At 38.4% G+C, this 18,593-nt stretch carries 17 protein-coding genes; 3 read left to right on the plus strand and 14 right to left on the minus strand.

What is annotated here, in order from left to right:
* Window positions 1-75: 75 nt before the first annotated feature.
* Window positions 76-1,401, minus strand: coding sequence for a DUF2254 domain-containing protein (locus ACN6MY_RS14425; RefSeq protein ID WP_419880820.1), 1,326 nt, complete (start codon window positions 1,399-1,401; stop codon window positions 76-78).
* Window positions 1,402-2,131: 730 nt separating this feature from the next.
* Here ACN6MY_RS14425 and ACN6MY_RS14430 point away from each other — a divergent pair.
* On the plus strand, window positions 2,132-2,458 hold the full coding sequence (locus ACN6MY_RS14430) for a winged helix-turn-helix transcriptional regulator (RefSeq protein ID WP_419880821.1): 327 nt from the start codon (window positions 2,132-2,134) through the stop codon (window positions 2,456-2,458).
* A 144-nt stretch (window positions 2,459-2,602) separates the two neighbouring features.
* On the opposite strand, the gene rpiA is transcribed toward ACN6MY_RS14430, so the two are convergent.
* The 8 genes from rpiA to zwf form a co-directional block, all read right to left on the minus strand.
* Window positions 2,603-3,277 carry a ribose-5-phosphate isomerase RpiA gene (gene rpiA / locus ACN6MY_RS14435; RefSeq protein ID WP_419880822.1) on the minus strand — a complete coding sequence of 225 codons (675 nt, stop codon included), beginning with the start codon at window positions 3,275-3,277 and terminating at the stop codon, window positions 2,603-2,605.
* Between the two features lie 75 nt (window positions 3,278-3,352).
* Entirely contained in the window at window positions 3,353-3,838 is a 486-nt protein-coding gene (locus ACN6MY_RS14440) for a hypothetical protein (RefSeq protein ID WP_419880823.1), read from the minus strand.
* Between the two features lie 68 nt (window positions 3,839-3,906).
* Window positions 3,907-4,758 (minus strand): GRP family sugar transporter, encoded by an 852-nt coding sequence (locus ACN6MY_RS14445; protein ID WP_419880824.1) that lies wholly within the window; start codon window positions 4,756-4,758, stop codon window positions 3,907-3,909.
* Window positions 4,759-5,132: 374 nt separating this feature from the next.
* Window positions 5,133-6,470, minus strand: coding sequence for a glucose-6-phosphate isomerase (locus tag ACN6MY_RS14450; RefSeq protein WP_071353155.1), 1,338 nt, complete (start codon window positions 6,468-6,470; stop codon window positions 5,133-5,135).
* Between the two features lie 106 nt (window positions 6,471-6,576).
* Window positions 6,577-7,245: a fructose-6-phosphate aldolase gene (fsa, locus tag ACN6MY_RS14455; protein WP_419880825.1), complete on the minus strand. Its 669-nt coding sequence runs from the start codon at window positions 7,243-7,245 to the stop codon at window positions 6,577-6,579.
* 90 nt (window positions 7,246-7,335) lie between these two features.
* Complete coding sequence (gene gnd / locus ACN6MY_RS14460; protein WP_071353153.1) at window positions 7,336-8,229, minus strand: phosphogluconate dehydrogenase (NAD(+)-dependent, decarboxylating); 894 nt, start codon at window positions 8,227-8,229, stop codon at window positions 7,336-7,338.
* 86 nt (window positions 8,230-8,315) lie between these two features.
* A complete protein-coding gene (gene tkt, locus ACN6MY_RS14465; protein WP_419880826.1) occupies window positions 8,316-10,304 on the minus strand; it encodes a transketolase in 1,989 nt (662 codons plus the stop codon).
* A 35-nt stretch (window positions 10,305-10,339) separates the two neighbouring features.
* A complete protein-coding gene (gene zwf / locus ACN6MY_RS14470; RefSeq protein WP_419880827.1) occupies window positions 10,340-11,845 on the minus strand; it encodes a glucose-6-phosphate dehydrogenase in 1,506 nt (501 codons plus the stop codon).
* A gap of 813 nt (window positions 11,846-12,658) precedes the next feature.
* Between zwf and sda the strand changes: the two genes are divergently transcribed.
* Both sda and ACN6MY_RS14480 read left to right on the plus strand, forming a co-directional pair.
* Window positions 12,659-12,790: a sporulation histidine kinase inhibitor Sda gene (sda, locus tag ACN6MY_RS14475; protein ID WP_071353150.1), complete on the plus strand. Its 132-nt coding sequence runs from the start codon at window positions 12,659-12,661 to the stop codon at window positions 12,788-12,790.
* 339 nt (window positions 12,791-13,129) lie between these two features.
* The gene (locus tag ACN6MY_RS14480) at window positions 13,130-13,327 is read left to right on the plus strand and encodes a ChaB family protein (protein WP_090990283.1); all 198 of its coding nucleotides are present in this window, start codon (window positions 13,130-13,132) and stop codon (window positions 13,325-13,327) included.
* 34 nt (window positions 13,328-13,361) lie between these two features.
* On the opposite strand, the gene ACN6MY_RS14485 is transcribed toward ACN6MY_RS14480, so the two are convergent.
* The 5 genes from ACN6MY_RS14485 to ACN6MY_RS14505 form a co-directional block, all read right to left on the minus strand.
* Window positions 13,362-13,712: a putative quinol monooxygenase gene (locus ACN6MY_RS14485; RefSeq protein ID WP_419880828.1), complete on the minus strand. Its 351-nt coding sequence runs from the start codon at window positions 13,710-13,712 to the stop codon at window positions 13,362-13,364.
* A gap of 601 nt (window positions 13,713-14,313) precedes the next feature.
* A complete protein-coding gene (locus ACN6MY_RS14490; RefSeq protein WP_419880829.1) occupies window positions 14,314-15,177 on the minus strand; it encodes an STAS domain-containing protein in 864 nt (287 codons plus the stop codon).
* Window positions 15,178-15,727: 550 nt separating this feature from the next.
* Complete coding sequence (locus tag ACN6MY_RS14495; RefSeq protein WP_419884174.1) at window positions 15,728-16,150, minus strand: anti-sigma regulatory factor; 423 nt, start codon at window positions 16,148-16,150, stop codon at window positions 15,728-15,730.
* Between the two features lie 17 nt (window positions 16,151-16,167).
* A complete protein-coding gene (locus ACN6MY_RS14500) occupies window positions 16,168-16,527 on the minus strand; it encodes an STAS domain-containing protein (RefSeq protein ID WP_083392273.1) in 360 nt (119 codons plus the stop codon).
* A gap of 565 nt (window positions 16,528-17,092) precedes the next feature.
* Window positions 17,093-18,466, minus strand: coding sequence for a sigma-54 interaction domain-containing protein (locus tag ACN6MY_RS14505; RefSeq protein ID WP_419880830.1), 1,374 nt, complete (start codon window positions 18,464-18,466; stop codon window positions 17,093-17,095).
* Window positions 18,467-18,593: the final 127 nt, after the last annotated feature.

An 18,593-nucleotide genomic window follows, 5' to 3' on the forward strand; every position in this document is an offset into this window, starting at 1 on the left:
AAATAGAAGCTGGAGACCAGGCTATTTCCTGGTCTCCAGCTTTTTTAGTTCGTATACAGCCATTTTGCGGCTGTTTTATTCAATCTCAAGTAAATCTCCTTGTCCGCTTTGCCCGCATGCCGTATACAATTTTTTTAAAGCACTATTCATTCTGTCTCTATCAAGAAATAGCCAATCTTCCTTCTTTAATCCTTGAACAATGTATTCAGTAAAATTCCTCACCATATTTTTCACATCGTCTTCATTGGTCTCTGCAATTAGAGTGAGCGCCCGAATTACCGAAATCATTACAGACACATCTGACTTTCCGTAATGGCGGATTTGATAAAAGCTTTTATACAGATAGTCAAAAAAAGTTGGTTTTTCGATGATTAGCCTGATGTTATTATTTCCATCTCTATGATAAGGGTTGGATATATCATATTTTCCGAGCTTCGATAAAATTTGGCTTAGCTGTTCAATACAGTTAATAGCTGTCTCTGGGTCATTTTTCCCCGGGGCGATTCCCCTCAGCGCAATTTCAACAAGCTTTTGAATACCAAAATCCACATCATGTACTGACTCCTGATCGTCTGTGATTGCAAGAATGGAAAGCATTTCGTTTTCATCAAATGCAGCATTATTGCCCCACACCTTGAATAAGGGCGTATCAACATCTACATATTTCCCCCTGTCTTTTTCAAGCTTGACGATAATGTCCTTATGTTCTGCATAATTTACCAGCTTGACTGTATCAATGAACTGCAAATACCCTCTTTTGCGGCTTATCACACTCTTATAAGAATTATCTTCAAGACTCAATTCAGTATCATCTTTAATAGTTTTAAGCTTTTTATCTCTGCTGATATTTTTATCAAAAGCCAAAAGAGTTTCTTTCGTAATATTTGAAATCAGGTTGCCGACCTTGATCCAATCCATAACATGATGAATTAAAAAGACAAACATTCCTACACATATAAATGCCACCAGCACAGCAAAGGATGGGACGATAAACGTTTCACTCAATTCATTTTTTCTCACCTGCAGCAGAAGAACAAGTGTATAAATGTAGCCTCCTACAAAGGTACCAAGTACTCTTTGCGACTTAGAGCTTTCATTAAAATTCTGAAGTGTCCGCGGAGAAAATTGAGACAGAAAGGTTGTCTGCACTACCAGAACAGAAGAAAATGTTATGGTAGTCATAGTAAGGAGCGAAGTTGAAAGAGCACTGAGTATAGAATGTGCAAGCTCTTTATCTGTAAGGAAAATACTCGGAATATGCTTATATAGCTGATGGTGAACATGCAGATACCGATCCAGCTTCATGGTCAAAAGCGCCAGAATAACGGCAGCAACGCCATATATGGCCGGAGCTATCCAAAAGTTTGATTTGATTTTCTTTTTTGTTATTTTTAATGACATGGTTTTCTCCCTTGAAAATTTATTTAAAAGTCAATGATGCAAAAGGATAAATAAGTCCTTTATTCCTAAAATGACCAGTTAAAGCACCTTAACTTTTATACCCTTAAATCAGCTTTATTAACATCACATGATGCTTATAAACGCTCACTAAATAATTAGGCAATCAGTTATGCCCAGCGAAACTTCATTTCTTTCCATGACAAAAAGTCATATTTAACTTTTGAATGCTATTGGTTAAAATAAAGGCCCTGTTTTAAGGGGTATAATGGAACCAAGCATTTCTGTATTTTCCTTAGCAAGTATTCCCAGAATAAATAGGTTTGCAAATCAGTTTCTGTTTGCCCCTGCCAAATCTCTCTCTTCCTTTGTATTCCAAGCTCAAGGTTGTCTCTTCTATTGGGGAAAACCTAACTGGCGGATAATTTCAGTACTTTGCTGACTAAGAGGCAGCGTTCTATCTTGAGGCAAAAAACAAAAGGGAGTGTGAACAATAGGTTGAATAAAACGGATCATTGAAACCTTGTAGGATAATTTGAACTTTTATCAACCAAGTAATTTTTTGTGCCTTCATTATTTAAAATTATTTTAATTCCTAAAGGTTCTCTTCCCTTTAATTGCAGTAATAAATCTGATATAATACGAATAATAGGAAATAATAAACAAGATAACATATTGAGTACTTGTTACTAAAAATACACAAAAATATCTTATGAAAAAGAGGTGGATTGGTATGGCTGAGGAAAAAAGCACTGAACGGATCTGTAAAAAACTTGAACAAAGCTATGATATTGTAGGAAAGAAATGGATGGGCCTTATCATTCACACCCTTATGATTGAACCCAAAAGATTTAGTGAAATTCATTCTTTCATCCCTGATTTAAGTAAGCGCATGCTAAATGAGCGTATAAAGGAACTCGAAGACTTAGGAATAGTCATCAGGAACGTCATCACTGACCGTCCAGTCCGCACCGAATATTCCTTGACAAAAAAAGGCGTCGAGCTTGGAAGAGCGCTTCGTGCTGTTGAAGACTGGTCAGAGAAATGGATGGGTAAATAAGCCTTAACATTGTGCCCTGGCCAGTACGGGCACAATTGGATTGAATGGATTGGAACTGCATATATCAACCGAAAAAACCATCAAATTAGGACAAAAAAGCGATCGCTTTGTCTCAATTTGATGGTTTTTGCTTTATATTTTATGCTATTTTTTTATTTCAACCACTTTACGGCTTTCTTTATCAACCGTAATGACAGTATGAGTCATATTTACAAACAAACCATTTTCAACGACACCCGGAATCATGTTAAGGGTTTCTTCAAGTTCTTGAGGATTTTCTAGATTTTCAAAGGTGCAGTCTGCAATATAATTTCCATTATCTGTAACAAAGAGCACATCATCATGCATACGCATTTTCATTTTGCATCCTGGAAGTTTTTCAAGATGCCTGACTGTCATTTTATAGCCAAATGGAACAATTTCGACTGGAAGAGGAAACTTCCCTAATTTCTCGACCATTTTTGCTGAATCAGCAACAACAATAAAAGTATCGGCGGCATTAGCAATAATTTTTTCCCTTAAAAGCGCTCCGCCTCCGCCTTTAATTAAAACCAAATCCGGATTGGCTTCATCCGCACCGTCTATGGCAATATCAAGATGATCCACTTCTCCGAAATCCGTTAAAGGAATCCCCCACTTCTTCGCCAGTTTTTCTGTTTCAACCGAGGTAGGTATACCCTTGATAGATAGGCCCTCGCCAACAAGCTGTCCTAGTTTTTCAATGGTATAAAATACGGTCGAGCCTGTTCCCAAACCGACTGTCATACCGTCTTTAACATATTCAGCCGCTTTTTCGCCAGCCATTTGCTTTTCATTCATGTATGTGCGCCTCCACTCAAATCTTGCTGACAGACAAGCTTTTTCAGAACCAGCAAGCTGCAGCAGAATGTCACATTATATTTTAACAGACGCCGACAAAATGTCCTCTGTTTTCAGTTCAAGGAGCTTTTCTAAAAATTTTATAGATTTCATTGCATGATATATATCATCTACAGTTACTACGTTTTCATTTTTCATTTTATCTATATTATTTTGTACTTCATTTTTGAAAACATCTGTATGAATCAGCCATTTCCCAATAAGTTCTTGAGTGGCTTGACGCTCTTCTTCGCTTTTTAGAGCAAAAATATTTTCAGTCTCTGTTTCTTCGATTACAAGAAATATGAAATCCTCATCCATTACAAGCCAAAAGTAATTTTTTTGGCTGTCATAATATTTTCCTTCTTTTAATAATAAATACTCTATACCAATCAGAATTCTGTAAAATGGACTATGCTCCTTAGGAGTTTGGAGCTCTTTTATTTCAACTGTATTCTCTTTATTTACATAGGTTTCATTTCCATATTGTGTCAAGATGATTTTAGCATCTAATAGCTGCATGGAGAATATGCCTCCCTTTCCTTTTCATCATTTAGCTTATACTGCAAGATGGGTTGCACGGGAACATGTCAGGCTTTTGCCATGCCAAGAAAAACTCCTCCAGCAATGATTAAAATGATGCCCAGAGCAATACTAATCAGCTGACGTTTCGTTTTCTTTTCCCCCAAGAGAAAAATCCCTCCAAGTGTTGAAATGACAATTCCCATTTGGGAGAGTGAAAAGCTTGTTGCAACGCCTACTTTAGGCTGCGAAAGGAACAAAAATAAATTTCCAGAAGCCCAAATAAGGCCAGGAATTATATTCCTGATGGCATATTTGTTAAATGGCTTGTGTTTATAGGTCAGAATTAATCCTCCTATTACCATGCCAATGGCTTGCGGAAATAATGCAGACCATCCATCCACGTTCATTAGCCTGGCGATGACTACATATACCAGGTAACCCAGAGTAGAAAGAAGAAGTGTGATGACCCCTTTCTTAAAGCTTCCGCTTTGCTTCTCCGCATTTTTGTCATTTAAGGATGCTAAAATAATACCAATGATAATGAATACCAAAGCTAATATCCCAAAAATAACAGCAGTCGAAGTTTCCCATTCTTTAAACACAATTACCCCGAAAAGAGAGGTTGCAACAAGCTGCATGCCGGTTGATATGGGCATGGTTCTTGAGACTCCTATATATTCAATACTTTTTAATTGATTGCTTTGGCCAAGTGACCAGAACAAGCCGGATATGATGCCGATTAAAAAAATATAAGGTGTCAGTACCGGATGAATAGTGAAATAAATGATAATCGAGAAAATGAGTGCTCCAAGGGTTGTACCAAGTGTTTGGCTATAGGCGCCTCCCCCAAGTTTTACATTAAACAGCACAATGCTTCCCCAGAATATTGCAGGAAGAAGAGCCAGTAGTATATCCATGATGCAAAATCCTTCTTTCGGCAATTAATTATATTATATTTTGGTAACTTTATGTAACCATATTATACCCAACAAAGTCTTTCGTCAATACTTATTCAGGTATTTTAGGCTGTAAAATGATGGAGGGAACCGTCCCAGCTTTCGAGTTTGACGGTTACTTAAAGTAACATGTTGATTGTAAGGAGTAAAGTGGAGCAAGCGGGCAGCACTTTGTTTTATTAAGGTTTTCTGCTGATTTATGGTTACGTTGCCGTATTCCGCCCCTAAGGCAAAATCAACATGAAAAGCTGTATAAAAGGACCTGCCATAAAAAGCAAAAGAGCACCCCTGCCAGGGCAAAGCTGTTCGCTGGCAAAGGCACTCTTCCTGCAATATTATTTGGATAAACGCTTCATCAATTCAGCTTTTTCTGCTTCAAATCCTGGTTTACCAAGCAATGCAAACATGTTACGCTTATATGCTTCAACACCCGGCTGATCAAATGGGTTTACGCCCATAAGCAAGCCGCTGATTCCGCAGGCTTTTTCGAAGAAGTATACCATTTCTCCAAAAGTGAATTCGTTTAACTCATCAAGTTCAACTGCAAGGTTTGGCACATTACCATCCACATGTGCAAGCACTGTTCCTTGGAATGCGTTTTTATTTACTTCATCCATGGTTTTTCCAGCAAGGAAATTTAATCCATCAATGTTAGCAGGATCTTCCTGAATCGTTACATCGATAGCAGGTTTCTTAACTTGAAGAACTGTTTCTAACAAGTCACGGCGTCCTTCTTGTACATATTGGCCCATTGAATGCAAATCTGTTGTGAAGTCTACAGATGCAGGGAATAAACCTTTTTGATCTTTTCCTTCACTTTCTCCAAACAGCTGTTTCCACCATTCAGAAACATAATGAAGGTTTGGCTCGTAGTTTACAAGCAATTCAATTGTTTTTCCTTTGCGGTAAAGAGCGTTTCTTACTGCTGCATACTGGTAGCTCTCGTTTGATTCTAGCTCGGGATTATTATATTTTTTAGCTGCTGCTGCTGCACCTTCCATCATTTTGTCGATATCAAGGCCAGCTGCCGCGATTGGCAATAAGCCGACTGCGGTCAATACAGAGTAGCGTCCGCCTACGTCATCAGGAATCACGAAGGTTTCATACCCTTCTTCATCTGCAACCTGTTTCAAAGCGCCTTTAGCTTTATCTGTAGTAGCATAAATACGTTTTTTAGCTTCTTCTTTTCCGTATTTCTTCTCCATGTAATCACGGAAGATGCGGAAGGCAATAGCTGGTTCAGTTGTTGTACCTGATTTAGAAATAACATTAACGGAAATATCTTTTCCTTCCAAAAGCTCAAGCAAATGTGTGATATAAGAAGGACTGATATTCTGTCCTGCAAAGTATACTTGCGTTGTATCTTTCATTTGATTGTGGAAAGTATGTGTTAATGCATCAATGGCAGCACGTGCTCCAAGGTATGAACCGCCAATCCCGATTACAACAAGAGCATCTGAATTAGAACGGATTCTTTTAGCAGCTTCCTTAATACGGGCAAATTCTTCTTTGTCATATGCTTCAGGAAGGTCTACCCAGCCTAAATAATCAGAGCCAGGACCTTTTTTTTCATGAAGCATGTGATGTGCTGTTTTAACGAATTCGCCAAGATTATCCACTTCACTTTGCTGCATAAAAGACAAAGCATTTTTATAATCAAAAGATATAGTCATAAGGCATTACTCCTTTTTTTCTCTAAATTATGAGCTTTTTTCTTAAAAAAAGATAAAAAAAAGATTTAGGGGTGAAAAATCCACCCCGTAAATCAGTTTTCATTCATTATTTGCTTACAACTTTTTCCCAGTCAGTAGAGAACTTTTCCATTCCTTGATCAGTCAATGGATGCTTAGTAAGCTGTTCAACTACTTTAAGAGGCATTGTTGCAATATGTGCTCCTGCCATTGCTACACGTGTAACGTGGTCTGCGTGGCGGACAGATGCCGCAATGATTTGTGTATCAAGATTATGAGTGCGGAATACAGCAGCAATTTTTTCTACTAAAAGAACTCCGTCTTCAGAGATATCATCTAAACGGCCCAAGAATGGAGAAACATAAGTAGCTCCTGCACGCGCAGCCAATAGCGCCTGGTTCACTGTGAAGATTAAAGTGATGTTTGTTCTTACACCTTTTTTAGTCAGGTAACGGCAAGCTTCCAAACCAGCAACAGTCATAGGAAGTTTAATTGTAACTTTTTTGTCTCCGCCGTTAATTTTAATTAGCTCATTAGCTTCGGCAATCATATCCTCAGCAGTAAGAGCGATTGGAGTTACTTCAGCAGATACAGATTCTACATCTGGAACAGCCTGGCAGATTTCTGCGATGCGGTCTTCAAACTTAACGCCTTCTTTAACAACTAGAGAAGGGTTAGTAGTTACACCAGATAAAATACCCATTTTGTAGCCTTTTTTAATTTCATCCAAGTTTGCAGTATCTAAGAAAAATTTCATGTTGGATAGCCTCCATTTGATTTTTTATGTCTAAAAAAGGTCCCAAGGCACAATAGGCGTAACGTGCCTTAGGACGTAATAACAGGTTTATTAGTTCTTTTCTACAGCGTGTCCGCCAAATTCGTTACGAAGTGCAGCGACAACTTTACCATTAAAAGTGTCTTGATCTAGTGAACGGTAGCGCATTAATAGGGACATAGCAATAACTGGAGTTGCTGCCTGAAGGTCAAGAGCTGTTTCAACAGTCCATTTTCCTTCTCCTGAAGATTGCATGATTCCTTTGATGCCGTCGAGCTTAGCGTCTTTAGAGAATGCATTTTCAGTAAGCTCCATTAACCATGAACGGATTACAGAACCATTGTTCCAAACTTTAGCCACTTTTTCATAGTCAAAGTTGAAATCACTTTTCTCAAGAACTTCAAAGCCCTCGCCGATAGCAGCCATCATACCGTACTCAATGCCGTTATGAACCATTTTCAAGAAATGGCCGCTTCCGATGTTACCTGCATACAAGTAACCATTTTCAACTGCTGTATCACGGAAGATAGGCTCAACGATATCCCAAGCTTCTTGATCTCCGCCGACCATGTAGCAAGCTCCGTTACGAGCGCCTTCCATACCGCCTGAAGTACCAGCATCCATAAAGCGCACGCCAGTTTCTTTCAAATCGTTGTAGCGAGCGATAGACTCTTTGTAATGAGAGTTTCCAGCTTCAATCACGATATCTCCTTCAGAAAGGAAAGGTTTGATTTCGCCGATTACTGAATCTACAACAGAGTGAGGAACCATGATCCAAAGAACTCTTGGCTTCTCTAAAGATTCAACAAGCTCTTTTAAGCTTGAAGTGCCTTTAGCACCATATTTTTGCATTTCTTCAACAGCACTTGCATTTAAGTCAAATGCTACTACTTCATGTTTGTGATCGATTAAGTTCATACCGATATTTAATCCCATTTTACCTAAACCAACTAATCCTACTTGCATGCTAATTGCCTCCTCAAGTTTGGAAGATATATGCTCACGCTTATATCTTCCTTCAAACATCATGTAATTATTTCTTTTTGTATAAATTACAGCAAGCTTTTTGCTGTTTTAACAACATTTTCAACAGAGAATCCGAACATAGCCAATACTTCGTTGCCTGTTCCTGATGCTCCGAATTGGTTGATGCTGACTGTCTTTCCTTCAAATCCTACAAAACGTTCCCATCCAAGTGAAGTACCAGCTTCGATAGATACACGTTTCTTGATAGAAGATGGAAGAACTTTTTCTTTGTACTCGCTGCTTTGTGCACCGAATAATTCCCAGCTTGGCATTGCAACTACGCGTACTGAAAGGTTTTCTTTTTCCAATTCTGCTTTTGCGTCTGCTGCTAATGATACTTCATATTCAGTAGCAATCAGGATAAGCTCAGGATTTTCGTTTGTTTCAGTCAGGATATATCCGCCTTTTTTAAGGTTTTCTACATTGCCTTTTGTTTCTTCAAATACAGGTAGGTTTTGACGGCTAAGAACTAGCACAACTGGACCTTCTGTCTGCTGAAGTGCGTATGCCCATGCATTTGCTGTTTCATTGGCATCTGACGGGCGGATAACAGTCAAGCCAGGAATTGCACGCAATGCCGCAAGATGCTCAACAGGCTCATGTGTAGGGCCATCTTCGCCTACAGCGATAGAATCATGTGTGAACACAAACGTTACAGGCAATTTAGAGATTGCTGCCATACGGATTGCTGGACGAAGGTAATCATTGAAAACAAAGAATGTACTCACAAATGGCTTTACTCCGCCATGAAGAGCCATACCGTTTCCAGCTGCACCCATTGCATGCTCACGTACACCGAAATAGATGTTTCTTCCTGCATCTGATTGAACTGCAAATGCTTCTTCACCTTTAATCTCAGTCATTGTTGAGTGAGAAAGGTCAGCACTTCCTCCAAAGATAGAAGGAACAGTTTTCAAATAATGGTTGATTGCTTCTCCGCTTGCTACCCTGGTTGAGATTGCTTTATCAGGTGAGAAAGTAAGAACATCCTTTGCATCAATTAAAACTTCGCCCTTGATTGCTTTTTCAAGCTCATCAGCTAATTCAGGGTAAGCTTCTTTATAAGAAGAGAATAAATCATTCCATTTGCTTTCTGTTTGTGCGCCTTGTTCCTTAAGCTCTGCAAAGTGAGCTTTCACTTCTTCTGGAACATAGAAGTCTTCATCGAATAACCAGCTGTAAGCTTTCTTAGTTAAAAGGGCTTCTTCTGCACCAAGTGGAGCACCATGGGCCTTGTTTGAACCGGCAACTTTCGGGCTTCCGAAACCGATGATAGTCCTTACTTCGATTAGTGTAGGCTGCTCAGTGTTTTTCTTAGCTTCTTCGATTGCTTTAGAAACAGCTTCTACATCGTTTCCTTCTTCAACGCGAAGGTACTGCCAGTTAGCAGACTCTGCTCTTTTTTGGATGTTTTCTGAGAAGGAAAGGTTCAATTCTCCATCTAAAGAAATATCATTTGAATCATAAAGAACGACCAATTTATCAAGTTTCATGTGTCCAGCCATTGACATAGCTTCGTATGAGATGCCTTCTGAAAGGTCACCATCACCAACAAGTGCATATGTGTAGTGGTCGATTACTGATTTATCTTCTTTATTGAATTTTCCGGCTAAGTGCTTTTCAGCCATTGCCATGCCTACTGCAGTCGCAATACCTTGTCCAAGAGGGCCGGTTGTTGCTTCAACACCCTCAGTATGGCCAACTTCAGGATGTCCAGGAGTTTTGCTGTTCAATTTACGGAAGCCTTTCAAGTCTTCAATTGACACATCATAGCCTGCAAGGTGAAGCATGCTGTATAGCATACTTGAACCATGTCCTGCAGAAAGGACGAAACGGTCGCGGTTGAACCATTTTGAATTTCCAGGATTGTGGTTCAAGTGGTTTGCCCAAAGTGCATATGCCATTGGAGCTGCACCCATTGGTAATCCCGGGTGGCCGGAATTTGCTGCGTTAATAGCATCGATTGATAATGTACGGATAGTATTGACTGCTAATTGCTGGATTTCTGTTGTCATGCTTTTTAATCCCCCATCACGTTTTTTCGTTTTCGTTATTTTTGCAGTGTTAATTCATTTCCTTTGATAGTGCCTTCACCATCAAGCCACCATTTGAAGCCATCTTCCTTAAGCAAGTTATGGACAGCATCAGGGCCATAAGAGCCTGATTTGTATGATTGAAGCGGAACCAGGTTCTTTTCAAATGCATTCAGAATTGGCTGTACATACTTCCAGGATAATTCAACTTCATTCCAGTGGGCAAAGAAAGTTGAATCGCCGCGGAGTGCATCGTGAATTAAAAGCTCATATGCTTCAGGAACATCATGGTTATCTGTCACATAATCGATTTTAATTGGTTCAATCTTTCCGCCGTTCCCCGGATTTTTACTATTAAGTAGTAATGAAACACCCTCGTTCGGATTAATTTCAACCACTAAAAGATTTGGCGCAGTTTCTTCACTGCCTTTTCCATATAACTCTTTTAGAGGGTTTTTGAATTCAACCACAATGCGCGTAGACTTTTCTTTCATTCTTTTCCCTGTGCGGATATAAAAAGGTACACCAGCCCAGAATTCATCATCGATCCATAATCTTGCACCGATGAAAGTGTCATTTTGTGAAGTCTCTTCAATGCCAGGTTCTGACTTATAGCCAACTACCTCTTTGCCATTGATTTCGCCCTCAGCATATTGCCCGCGAATAACCTGGGAAGCAACATCTTCCTCCGTTAATGGACGAAGAGATTCAAGTACCTTCCGTTTTTCATCGCGGATATCAGTGGCGCTAATCCGCTTAGGAAGATGCATGGCAGTCATCATCAGCATTTGAAGCATGTGATTTTGGAACATATCCCGAATCGCTCCAGATTGATCATAATAGCCTGCACGCTCTTCAACACCAACGATTTCCGCAGCTGTAATTTGGACATTTGCGATATATTGGTTATTCCAAAGCGCCTGAAGTACAGGATTAGCAAATTCCAGTGCCTCAAGGTTTTGCACCATCGGCTTACCAAGATAGTGGTCAATACGGTACACCTCATCTTCATCGAAAGACTGGCTTAACTTAGCATTCAGCTCTTGTGCTGATTTAAGGTCATGTCCAAATGGTTTTTCGATGATCAGGCGTTTCCAGCCTGAAACTGATCCTAATCCGCTTTCCTTAATATTGGCTGCGATAATATCGAAGAACTTAGGTGCAACCGACAGATAGAACATACGGTTTTGTGAGATTTGCAATTCTTGTTCGCGCTTTTCAACAAGCTCGAGCAATTTAGTGAAATCCTCTTTGTCTGCAGCATCCAAAGTAGTGTAAGCGAAAGCTGACAGGAATTTTTCCATCTTTGCAGAATCGTTATTTTTGCTGCGGGAAAATGTATTGATTGACTCTTCTACATACTGCTGAAATTCAGTATGCGTCATATAACTTCTTCCCAAACCGACCACAGAAAAAACATCCGGCATTTTATTTTCCATAAACAAATTATAAAGGGCAGGGTATATTTTTCTTTTAGCTAAATCACCTGTTCCCCCGAATAAAACAAAGGTCATGGTATCCATGGTAATCCCCCTTTTGTATAAAAAGATCCTTAAATCTAAAGATCGAATTAACTGTTCTTATATTCACATTGGTAACATAACGTAACCATAATAACTCTTTACATTTAACAGGTCAAGCGATTTGTGTATATATTGTGAACAGCTATAAAGCCTTTTATATCAATGGCGCAAGCTGAATTATCCCATAAATCCAGTTATATTCCTAATGATAGCGGTTGCAAGGACTATTCAGTCCAGGTTACTAAAAATCAATTAGTTTAAATTATCCGAACATTTTCCGCTGTACAAAAGCCCTGCAATTACAGACATTTCCCTGTCAATACCTAAATCCTGTAAATCATATAGAGAGCATTTCAAGAATTTACATATTAAAAAATAATATCTCCATCATGCATCCATACCTTATTAGCATGTAAAAAAAACGCAGTTTCAAACAAAGAATGGTTTGGAAGAAATGTAAAAAGAAATAATGAACCTTATTTGGTTGGATTTTAACGGCATTTCTTATATGTATGTCCCCTTCCCTCGCTGGCTTTTAAATAAACCCTTATATTTCTTCAGCAGCGGGCTTAGTAACCTTTATATATCCATTAACCAAATGAGGTTACTTTTAGTGGTGTCTGAATGAATGGCTATCCATCGTTTAGTTCCATGTTAGAATGGCAGGGGAAAGTTGACATAATATATTTATGTTTTTGATTTTAGGTTTATCTTTCTGCTGATCCGAAATTTAACAATTCTTTTTGCTTTTTAAACTTTCTGAAAACATATATAATAATTAAGTACTTAAAACCTTACCAGGAGGGATGCATAATGAAAATCATGAGCAACGAGCAATTAGTGGTTTCATATCGTAATGCAGTATCGACGGAAAAGGATAAGGATGTTATCAGGTGTTTAAAAAACGAAATAGACAAACGCGGACTAAGGCCATATAAAAATTAATTATAAAAATCCCGCCCAGTTTTCTGGGGGGGATTTTTATATCTACTCCTATACCGAGTATGCATTCAAGTATTTATTGAAATCAAGATGCAAGACCCCCCTGTTAAAAACAGAAGACTTTAAGGGACCTGCAGCTTCTGCCCCATTCAGCTTTCAATTATAACAGTCAAAAATGTGCGCTCCCACAATTTCACTTCGTGTTCATGTACAAGAAAAAAAGGAAACAATATAAATACTTTAAAATGCATTGTTAGTACATTCCCCAGAATGCTGTCTTTAAGATACGTTTAAAGAATAAAAAAGCAGGCAATTAACGAAGTATAAAAGGAGGAGTAAAATATGCCATACAATTCGCTAAACGAACTTCCTGAAGCAGTGAAGGATAATCTTCCGCATCATGCCCAGGAAATTTTTAAAGAAGCCTTCAATTCAGCGAGCAAGGAATATAAGGAAGAAGAAACCGCATTCAAAGTGGCGTGGAGTGCTGTAAAGCATGAATATAAAAAAAACAGTGATGATAAATGGGTGAAAAAATAAGGTAAATGAACTTAGAAGCTTGCCAAAAGCTGGTTTAGAGGGATTTTCCCTTTAAACCAGCTTTATTCCTGCCCGCTGTTTGAATGCCTTTTCCTCCCACTGTTTTGAGGGTACTGATTCTTTCTATGCCAGTTATGATTGGTTTTGCACGCTTTATTAATGTTTGTGTGGCTTCAAGAGTCAGCGACGCTTGATGGGCTCCTTCATCACTCCACACTTCATAAACATAAACAGCATTTAATTCAACTTCTGAAATATTCACGAGATATATTTGACATTCATCCAGATTCATCATGGAATCTGCTGCTTCCAGCAATATATCTGTCAATGTTTCCCGCTGCCCCTCTTGAACGGTAAACTTGCCCAACAAACTATATTTATTCATTATGCCCTCCTGGTTTTGCCGTCTGCTAACTGTTTCGATTCAGAGTCCTCATTTCCCTTTTTTTCAATAGGCTGTTTTCGTTATTTCCCGCCCCGGATGCTCGCTTTCCACGGGGAGGACGGTGAACCTCCCCAGCTATGCTTCGGGGTCTCGCCTTTCCGCTAATCTAAGCAGGAGTCTCGCACCTTACGCTCCAATCAACCTGGTTTAACAATGGGATCACCTCACAGAACATATTAAAAAACAACAATCTTTAAGAAAAGAGCCTTTCATTAAAATGCACCTGACTTAGATGTCTGCCCTTTTAAACTTGCCTGCTCTGTTCACGTTAAAAAATAGGAATTTTTTTATACCGGGATCTTCGTTAACAAGGTATCCTAATTAACTTTACATTCAGGAAAAGGTTTGAGAGCTGAGCACTAGTTTAAATAAAGATTCTCTTTCAATGAAAATGCCGATTAACCTTTGTTGTAGAAAACCAATAGGTTTGAGTTTTTGAGAGCACATCGGAGAAAGATGACCAAAAACCGCAGCAGCAACAGAATGTAAAAAGACTCTTCAGCAGAAGAGTCTTTGGTTATTAGATAAAATTATGTCCATTTTACATAGGAAGCAGTTCTTTTCCCAGTTCAAATGCATGCTTGCTTAAAGCCTGCTGCAGGGAACTGAACGTGCTTACTCCTGTAAAGTCCAGCCTCAGCTGGACAGAGGTTTGGACAATTTCCGGGCGGATTCCAGTAATCAGGCACTCAATTCCCAGCAAACTAAGTATTTTTGTTAATTGATATAACTTTTGTGCCACCATTGTATCAATAATGGAAACGCCAGATAAATCGATATAAAGATGTTCAATATTCGCTTTTGAACATTTAGCAGGTATGGATTCAAGCAAGAATTGTGCACGCAGTGTATCAATATCGCCGATTAAAGGCAAAATTCCTTTTGTAGCAGTAACCGGAATAACAGGAGAGCTTAATTCTTCGATCAGCGCCTGCTGAGCTGATCGCCTTTTATTCATGATCAAAAAATAGGTGTGAGCAAACTTACTTTGTAATTGATCAAAAGCGCCATGAATAATAGAACTCCAATATATCAGCACTTTTTGGGAAATTAAGTTTTGGTGCAGGTCTGCATATTCCCCGACAAACCTCCAATATATAGATCGGACTTTACTTATAGAATCTAAGACTTCATGAATGGGTGTATTGCTCTTAGCCCTGCTGCCGGCTACGATAAGCGCCCAATTTTCTTTCTTTTTGCGGAAAAGACTTTCATCCAGTAAAGCGCTCGCAACTGTCTCATTCGTCATTTTGTTTTGGCTGCGAAGTAAAGCTTCTATTTCATCACTCATATTTTTCGAATAAATAGAACCTAATTCTTCATTTCTTTGTGCAATCCATTCATCCGTTATCCGCGAGAGATTGCTCATTAAGTAGTCATATAGGTGGAGGTTTTGTTCATCCATCTTTTTTTCCCTTGATTAGTTTTATTCTTTGAGATATGTATGGCACTTAATGAAATGAATGCCTGCCCTTAGGTCAAAACAGTACTTAAGCAGGGGAGATTTCTCCCCAGAAGCATTCAAAAAGCACATCTTCTTCAATAATAATATTTTCTTAATCATTATCCTGCAGACAGTTTTCCGTACAAATATTGAAAGGGCTGTCATAAAATAGCTGCACATAGAGAGAATGCATTTTCTCAGATAGTATTTAAGGTGAAGAGCTTAAATACTATCTGAGGAGCTAAAGGTATATGGTATTTTATCTGGCAGGAAGTTTTTCTTTCTCAATCAGCAAACCGGCCATCCAGCATAGAAATTTTTCGCTCATGCTCATGCAGGACAGCCAGATATCATTATTCCTTGATATGGAAACGTTTATAGATTGTGGATTTTTACCAGCTTTTTTATTAAATATCATTCAGGCAGGTACCTTTATAGCTCCTAGTTGCGAAATATTTCATTGCCTGTTCCATAGGTTTTGTATTCCCTAGTTGTTTATTTTCACCGAAATTTATTTTTTCCATTTTTTTACGATAATTTTTGTACCCTCACCAACGGCAGAGTAAATTTCAAATTCATCCATGAGCCTTTTCACACCAGGAACGCCGGCACCAAGGCCTCCAGATGTAGTATACCCATCTTCAAGTGCTTTTTTTATATCAGGAATCCCAGGACCCTCATCAACCGCAATCACTTTAATGCCATGCTTATTTTCTTTTATAATGGCCTCTATAATGATTTTGCCTGGCAATGCATACTTATATATATTCCTAGCCAATTCTGAAATGGATGTGGTTATTCTTGATTGATCAACAAGGCTGAAATCCAGCTCTTTGCTGACTTTTCTTCCTGTTTGGCGAGCCAGGACTATGTCCATTTCATTGTTAATGTCGATAACAATGGATTTTTCACTTTCATCAAATGACTGCAGCATAAAATCTACCAAACACCTCACCCTAATAAATTATTTAATTTCTCAACACCATTCTCTAGATCAATAGCTGTATCTATGCCTGAAAGATGGATTCCAAGCTCTATTAAAGTGATGGCAACAGCTGGCTGTATGCCTGTGAGCACTACCTTTGCTCCCATCAGGTTAGCCATGCTTACAACATCACCTAATACTTTTGCAATGAAAGAATCCACCATATCTAAAGAAGTTAAGTCTATGACCACTCCATTTGCGCTTGTTTCATGTATCTTCTTTAACAGATCTTCCTGAAGCATGATTGCACTTTCATCATCTAATTCTACTTGTATTGAAACCAGCAGCATTTCTTTTAATTTTAATATAGGTATCCTCAAACTGATCCTCCTAGTCCAAGTGTAATATTTAGAGTAATTGCATAATATAAATATATCTATACGAATATCCAGTAACCGATTGACGCATATCTCCATGATTATAAAACTAAATAGATATGCTAGCAATGTTTTTAACTGGTTAAAGCGGTTCTGGCATATAAACATGTTATTTCTGGTTTTAAGCCACAGGAGCCCTTCCATAGGATGTAAGCACCTTTTGCACATTTTCCCCGTGGGAAAAATCAAGGTCTTCGCAACTAAATGTTTATTATTTTATAAAAAAGGATATCATACCATAGTCTAAAAAAACTATATACAGCCGAGGTGTAATAATTGTGATTTCAGAAAATGAAAAGAACATCATGGCACTTGAACTGTTAAAACTTACAAACGATTATTTTAAATGTCCGTTTCCGGAAATCAAAACCTTAATATACTCGGATATAGAACTCCTTAAGAAAATTATTTATTAATGAAAGATTTTTGTTTCGTACGCAATTGACTCCTCATAAATGTCTCCCTTAAATTATGGTCATCTCCTTCACTTCATTTTATTAATTATGATCGAGACTCATTTTTTTATCCTATATTGAAGGCTTTGGCGGCTGATTCCAAGCATTTCAGCAGTTTTTGTAATGTTGTGCGAATTCATATCCAAGGCCTTTTTAAGATAGCTTTTTTCTGCCTCTTTCAAATATTTTTTTAATGAAGTAATTTTTTCCGGATTACTATCTTTTTTGGCGGCCAGCTGTATGGGTTTTGCATGTTTAAACATAAATTTGTTTCTATAATGAAAAGGCAAATGTGCATACTCTATGCTTTCTTCATCCATGATTAAATTCATGGCTCCTTCCACGATATGTTCTAATTCCCTGACATTTCCGGGCCAATCATATTGATAAAAAGAAGACAGCACCTCTCCTTCAACTTCTTTTACTTCCATCTGAAAAAGTGAATTGTAATCGGCAATAAAGCTTTCGACAAGCGGCTGGATATCTTCCATTCTATTTCTTAATGGTGGTATGAACAAAGTGACAACCCCCAGCCTGTAATAAAGGTCTTTACGCAGATGGCCATTTGCTATCGCTTCTATCGGATCTTCATTAATTGTCGCAATTATTCTGACATCAACCGAGATATCCTTGCTGTCCCCGATTCGCCTGATGCTCCTTTCCTGCAAAACTCTTAAAAGCTTTGCCTGAAGGCTGATATTGAGGGAATTAATTTCATCAAGCAGCAGAGTCCCTCCATGCGCCTGCTCAAACAAGCCTGGATAATCAACAGATCCGGTGAAGGCCCCTTTTTTTGTCCCGAATAAAATACTTTCCAGCAGATTGTCTGGAATCGCTGCACAGTTTTGAGAAACGAAAGGAGAAGCTGATCTTGCGGAGCCATTATGTATGCTTTGGGCAAAAAGCTCTTTACCGGTTCCTGTCTCCCCAATTATAAGAACAGATGATGACGTTCGTGTCGCCCTTTTCGCATGTTCTATCACTTCTTTTATTAATGAGCTTTCTCCAATAATACTTTCAAAAGTATAAGCAGTGTCTCCTTTCCTTGCGGCATTATTCCTGATGAGTTTTTCGAGCTTTGTAACATCCCGGGCAATCTCGGCCGCTCCCCTGATCTCTCCGTTTATCAGCAAAGGAAATGTATTATTGATGGTGGTAATTTCCTTTCCCTTGTTATTAAAGTATGTTTGCTTAACATTTTTTGTTTCTTTTCCTTTGTGGAGAGCCTGCAAAAGTGTACTTTCTTGATCACTTTTAAATTTAAAAACTTCCAGCAGATTTTTATCAATCACATCAATTAACTCCATAGATTCCATCAGCATCATCTTTTTGTTGTATACAATGGTTTGGCCGATTTCATCAATAACATGCAAACCTATATCCATTTCATCGATAATCTGCTTAAAAATCTCACTTAAAAAAGTTTTGTGCATGAATGTTTTCTCCTTTTCCATACGTTTCTGTTATTTTATCTGCGAATGAACTATTATGCAAAAAAAATTTGCACTACAGGTGCAAAAAAAAATATTCAATGCAAATTTTTTTTGCAGTTTCAGCTGC

Origin of the sequence: Peribacillus sp. B-H-3, from assembly GCF_048572925.1 — a bacterium.
Classification (GTDB): domain Bacteria; phylum Bacillota; class Bacilli; order Bacillales; family DSM-1321; genus Peribacillus.

Bases quoted from the DNA above. Each gene is read 5' to 3' on its own strand.
- ACN6MY_RS14490 (WP_419880829.1), bottom strand. From the start codon at position 15,177: ATGGATGAACAAAACCTCCACCTATATGACTACTTAATGAGCAATCTC.
- zwf (WP_419880827.1), bottom strand. From the start codon at position 11,845: ATGGATACCATGACCTTTGTTTTATTCGGGGGAACAGGTGATTTAGCT.
- ACN6MY_RS14495 (WP_419884174.1), bottom strand. From the start codon at position 16,150: ATGCTGCAGTCATTTGATGAAAGTGAAAAATCCATTGTTATCGACATT.
- gnd (WP_071353153.1), bottom strand. From the start codon at position 8,229: ATGCAAGTAGGATTAGTTGGTTTAGGTAAAATGGGATTAAATATCGGT.
- ACN6MY_RS14430 (WP_419880821.1), top strand. From the start codon at position 2,132: ATGGCTGAGGAAAAAAGCACTGAACGGATCTGTAAAAAACTTGAACAA.
- ACN6MY_RS14480 (WP_090990283.1), top strand. From the start codon at position 13,130: ATGCCATACAATTCGCTAAACGAACTTCCTGAAGCAGTGAAGGATAAT.
- ACN6MY_RS14450 (WP_071353155.1), bottom strand. From the start codon at position 6,470: ATGACTATATCTTTTGATTATAAAAATGCTTTGTCTTTTATGCAGCAA.
- rpiA (WP_419880822.1), bottom strand. From the start codon at position 3,277: ATGAATGAAAAGCAAATGGCTGGCGAAAAAGCGGCTGAATATGTTAAA.
- tkt (WP_419880826.1), bottom strand. From the start codon at position 10,304: ATGACAACAGAAATCCAGCAATTAGCAGTCAATACTATCCGTACATTA.
- ACN6MY_RS14485 (WP_419880828.1), bottom strand. From the start codon at position 13,712: ATGAATAAATATAGTTTGTTGGGCAAGTTTACCGTTCAAGAGGGGCAG.
- ACN6MY_RS14445 (WP_419880824.1), bottom strand. From the start codon at position 4,758: ATGGATATACTACTGGCTCTTCTTCCTGCAATATTCTGGGGAAGCATT.
- sda (WP_071353150.1), top strand. From the start codon at position 12,659: ATGAAAATCATGAGCAACGAGCAATTAGTGGTTTCATATCGTAATGCA.
- fsa (WP_419880825.1), bottom strand. From the start codon at position 7,245: ATGAAATTTTTCTTAGATACTGCAAACTTGGATGAAATTAAAAAAGGC.
- ACN6MY_RS14505 (WP_419880830.1), bottom strand. From the start codon at position 18,466: ATGCACAAAACTTTTTTAAGTGAGATTTTTAAGCAGATTATCGATGAA.
- ACN6MY_RS14425 (WP_419880820.1), bottom strand. From the start codon at position 1,401: ATGTCATTAAAAATAACAAAAAAGAAAATCAAATCAAACTTTTGGATA.
- ACN6MY_RS14440 (WP_419880823.1), bottom strand. From the start codon at position 3,838: ATGCAGCTATTAGATGCTAAAATCATCTTGACACAATATGGAAATGAA.